At 76.8% G+C, this 4,839-nt stretch carries 4 protein-coding genes; all 4 read left to right on the plus strand.

Annotated features, from left to right (window positions below; all coding sequences use genetic code 11):
* A partial coding sequence (locus tag VE546_RS16035; RefSeq protein ID WP_324922804.1) for a phage tail sheath family protein occupies positions 1–1,268 on the plus strand: 1,268 nt, incomplete at its 5' end.
* A 56-nt stretch (positions 1,269–1,324) separates the two neighbouring features.
* A complete protein-coding gene (locus VE546_RS16040) occupies positions 1,325–1,771 on the plus strand; it encodes a phage tail protein (protein ID WP_324922806.1) in 447 nt (148 codons plus the stop codon).
* Entirely contained in the window at positions 1,771–2,241 is a 471-nt protein-coding gene (locus VE546_RS16045) for a hypothetical protein (protein ID WP_324922807.1), read from the plus strand. The genes VE546_RS16040 and VE546_RS16045 overlap by 1 nt, the downstream gene beginning before the upstream one ends.
* Entirely contained in the window at positions 2,238–2,393 is a 156-nt protein-coding gene (locus tag VE546_RS16050) for a DUF6760 family protein (RefSeq protein WP_324922809.1), read from the plus strand. Before VE546_RS16045 ends, VE546_RS16050 begins: the two co-directional genes overlap by 4 nt.
* The last annotated feature ends 2,446 nt before the right edge of the window (positions 2,394–4,839 follow it).

A 4,839-nucleotide genomic window follows, 5' to 3' on the forward strand; every position in this document is an offset into this window, starting at 1 on the left:
GCCGGAGCAAGGAACCCCCCGCCGGAGAGCCGGTGCCCCTGGGCACCTTCAAGGTGGCCGCACGGCCGGGCTCGGGCACGGACCTCACCGTCGAGGTGGCCGACCCCGACGAGGAGGACGCCGCCGAGGACCGCTTCGCCCTGGTGGTCAGGCAGGGCGGCAAGCAGGTGGAGAGGTTCGACGTCTCGGCGAAGAAGAACACGAAGAACTACGTGGTCGGACAGGTGAGGGAGAAGTCCTCCCTGATCGTGGTCACCGAGGGCGCCCCCGCGAGCGCGCTGGCCAGGCCGCAGAAGCAGAGCGTGGCGCTCCCCGCCGCCGCCCCGGCCCCCGGCACGGGCGAGGCGCTGCCGGCGGTGGTCGACGCAGGGGAGTACGTCGGGAGCGCCGACGACCGCACCGGATTCGGCGCGCTGGAGGCGATCGACGAGATCACCATGCTGGCCGTGCCCGACCTGATGGCCGCCCACCAGTCGGGGCTGATCGACGAGGAGGGCGTCAAGACCGTCCAGCTCGGCATGATCGCCCACTGCGAGCTGATGGGCGACCGGCTGGCCGTGCTCGACCCGCTCCCTGAGATGACGCCCCGTCAGGTGCGGCAGTGGCGCCTGGAGGGAGCCGGCTACGACTCCAAGTACGCCGCGCTCTACTACCCCTGGATCAAGGTCTTCGACCCGTCCACCGGGCAGAACCGCTTCGTCCCGCCGAGCGGCCACGTGCTCGGCGTCTGGTCCAGGAACGACACCGAACGCGGCGTGCACAAGGCCCCGGCCAACGAGGTGGTGCGCGGCGCCGTCGAACTGCAGACCAACATCACCAAGGGCGAGCAGGACCTGCTCAACCCGATCGGGGTCAACTGCATCCGGGCGTTCCCCGGACGCGGCATCCGGATCTGGGGGGCCCGCACCCTGTCCTCCGACCCCGCCTGGAAGTACGTCAACGTCCGGCGGCTCTTCAACTACCTGGAGGAGTCCGTCCTGCTGGGCACCCAGTGGGTCGTCTTCGAACCGAACGACGAGTACCTGTGGAGCACCATCCGCCGCAACATCTCCGCCTTCCTGATGGAGGAGTGGCGCCGGGGGGCGCTCTTCGGCGCCACCGCCAACGAGGCCTACTACGTCAAGTGCGACGCCGAGACCAACACCCCGCAGACCATCGACTCCGGCCAGGTGATCTGCGAGATCGGCGTCTGCCCCGTGAAACCGGCCGAGTTCGTGATCTTCCGGCTGGCCCAGTTCTCCGACAGCACCAGCCTCGTCAACGAGTGACCCCCACCCCCGTCCCCCACCTCCACCCCACCGACGCGGAAAGGCGGTAACGGCAGATGGCCCAGGAGAGCGGCGACACGCTTGCCACCCATACATTCAAGGTCCAGCTCGGCGGCATCCAGGTGGAGACCGTCCAGGAGGTCAGCGGGCTGTCCATGGAACTGGACAGCATCGACGTCGTCCAGGTCACCAGCCAGGGTCAGTTGCTGATCCGGAAGCTCCCCGGCGCCCGCAAGGGCGGCGAGGTCACCATCACCCGGGGCATGGACCAGGCCAGCGACTTCACCCAGTGGATCAAGGAGACCTTCCAGCGGGGCGACGTCGACGCGGCCCGCCAGCAGTTGAGCATCATCTTCACCGACGCCAAGGGCGGCCAGGACCGGACGATCAACCTCAAGAACGCCTGGGCCCAGAAGTGGGAGGGCCCCGGCCTGAAGGCCGGCGACGCCCAGCCGGCGACGGAGAGGGTCACCATCGTCTTCGAGGACATCGAGTTCAACTGATGCGACGCAGCGCTTCCGGGCCCGTCCCCGCCGGAGCCGGGACGGCCCCCGACCCGTTCCGGGGCGAGCCGGCCGGTCCGCCGGCGGCCGTGGAGGAGCGGATCAGGACCGAGTTCGAGTTCGAGCTGCCGCGCGGCTACGTGGACGAGTCGGGCACCGTCCACCGGCGCGGCGCGATGCGCCTGGCCACCGCCCGCGACGAACTGCTGCCGCTGGCCGACCTGCGGGTGAAGGAGAACCCGGCCTACCTGTCGGTGGTGCTGCTCGGCCTGGTGATCACCCGGATCGGGACGATCACCGACGTGCACGGCGGCGTGGTGGAGAAGTTCTTCGCCTCGGACCTGGCCTTCCTCCAGGACTTCTACCGGCGGATCAACGCCGAGGGCCACACCCGGGCCGCGGTCACCTGCCCGGAGTGCGAGTCCTCCTTCGAGATCGACCTGGCGGGTGGGCGCCTGGGGGAATCGTGACGTACGCGCCCGACCGGCTCTACGAGGAGGCCGCGTACATCGCCTACCACTTCCACTGGCCGCGGGAGCAGATCCTCGGCCTGACCCATGCGGAGCGGATCCGCTGGGTGCGCGAGATCGCCAGGATCAACACACGCATCAACGAGGGGTGAGTGACGGAACGTGGCACTGCGGCACCGCCTGATCCGCCGGCGCTCCGGACGCCCGGCGGCCGGCCCGGCTCCCGTCCAGGACGCGCCGGGCGCCGCCGCGCCGTCCCGCGCGTCAGCGGACGGCGAGTGGCGGTCCGTGCCGCCGCTGCGACGCGCCATCGCGGACCGGGTGCTGGTCGCGGACCCGCTCGGCTTCCGGGACGGGCTGCCCACCCACCGGGCGCCGACGTTCCGGACCGAACTCGGGCACCTCGTCGATCCGCTGGCCCCCTCGGGGCTGGTGCACGCCGTCGCCCGGCGGACGACCGGCGGAGCCGTGCAGCGCACGGTGGACACGGCCCTGACGCACCGCCGGCGGGGAGCGGCTCCGGAAGCGGAGGCAGCGGCGGAAGTGGAGGCGGAGGCGGCGGGACCGGATCCTGTGCCGGTGGCGGAGGCGGTGGCGGGACCGGTGACGGAGCCGGGATCATCCTCCGGACCATCGGGAACCGCAGGACCGGGCGGACGGGTTCCCGTCGCCGACCGGGACCCGGCGGCACCCGCCGCGGGGCCACCGAGGTTCACCGTGGTCCGCGCCCCGGCCCCCGAACCCCTCCGGCCGCCCCGGCCGTCGCTGACCGTCGCCCGGTCGGCGGCCGTACCGGTCCGCAGGATCGCGGCCCTGGCCCCCGCCCGGAGCGCCGGAAGCGGACGGGGCACACCCGTCCGCGGAGGTGAGGCTGCCGCGCCGGACCGGTCCGGCACCGGAGGCGGCGGGGAGCGCCGGGCGCGCACCGCGGCGGAGACCGTCCCGGACCGCCCGGCCGGGGACGCACCCCGACCGGCCGGCGCCGAGCCCCGGCCGGAGTCCCGGCGCACCTCGGCGCCCAGGGTCGGCCTCGGCGCGCCCCTGCCCGGCCTGCCGCCCACCGCCGGCCCGCTCCCCGCCGCCCCCGGGCCGGCGGAGCCGGGCCCCGGGCGGGTCGCTCCCCTGCTCCCCGGGACCACCGTGAGCGGCCCGGCCGACACCACCGCCTCCCCCGGCCCGGCGCCCGGCCGACCGGTGGTCCAGCGCGCTCCCGGCCCGGGAGCGCGGCAGGCACCGGACCGGCCCGGCCCCCCTGCCCGTCCGGGGCAGGGAGGCCCCGTACGGCCGGGCCTCGGGGAGCCGTTCGAGGCGGCCACCCGGAACACGTCCCCGGCGGCGCCGCAGGACGGGCCGGCCGGAGCCGCCGTGCGGCGGACCGCGGCCGGGCCCCCCGCGGCGGCGCCCGCGGCGGACGGCGCGCCACGGCGTCCGGGCCCGGTGGAACCGCCGCCTCCGCCGCCCTCAGCGCGACCGGCCCCGGCTGCTCCCGGCGGAGGGCCGGCGCCGGTGATGCCCGTCGCCCAGCCTCCGGCAGCGGAACGCCCCGTCCAGCGGAGGGCCCGCACCGACCGCACGACCGGACCGGCCCGGAACGCCCCCGCGGCCACCGCTCCGGCACCGGACGGGCCCGCCGGTCCCGTCCCTGCGCCCCGTCCCACCGCCGCCGGGCCGACCGCACCGGCGCGGCCGGCACCCGACACCAGCACCGGTCCTGGCCTTGGCCCCGGGCCCGGCTCCGGCTCCGGCGGCGAGGGGCGGCCGGCCGGGAGCGGCGCACCTCCACAGGTGCGGGGCTCCGCGCCGCCCGGTCCCCCGGGGCACGGCCTGACGGACGGCGCGCCGGGGCCGCGTCCGGCCGGTACCGCGCAGCCGCACGCGCCGACGCCGGAGGCGGCGGCCCCGGTGGCCCGCCCGTCCTCCCCGGCAGGGACGGCGGGCGGCGGCGGACCGGTGCCGCCCGATGCGCCCGTCCGGGTGCAGCGGCTGCTCGCCGCCCGCCCCCTCCGGCCGCTGCTGCACCCGGACGGCCCGCTGAGCGCGCCCCCGGCGGCCCCGGGCACCGCCCCGGTGGTCCCCCTGCGCCGGAGGCGGCCCGACGAACCGCCCGGGGACACGGACTCCCTGCGGCTGCCCGCGGGACGGCACACCGAGGGCGGCTCGGGCCCGCTCCCGGCGGGTCCGCCGGAGACCGTGCCGCCTTCCCCGGCCCCGGCCGGGGCCGCTCCCACGGCGGGCGGCCGGGGCCCGGGCCTCATCCAGCGGGCACTGCGCCGTGCCGCGCCGCGCCGCACCCCGTACGACGGGCGCGGCGGGACGCGGCGGTCGACGGCCCCGCCGTACGGCCCGGCGGAACCCTCCGGGCCCTCCGGTCCCCCGCCCGCCGGCGCGCCGCGGTCGGCCGGCCCGCGCGGCCCACGTTCCCGCCCGGCGGTCGGCGCGCCGACCGGCCCCGCCGTACAGCGCCTCACCGCACCGGCCCAACCGGCACGTCCCACACCCCTCACCACCACCGCGCCGCACGCGGCCGGCCCCGCCGTCCCCACCGCACCGCTCCCCCACCCGGCGCCGACCGGAATTCCCGTGCAACGCATCGCCGCA

Source organism: Streptomyces sp. (genome assembly GCF_035644915.1).
Taxonomy (GTDB): Bacteria; Actinomycetota; Actinomycetes; order Streptomycetales; family Streptomycetaceae; genus Streptomyces.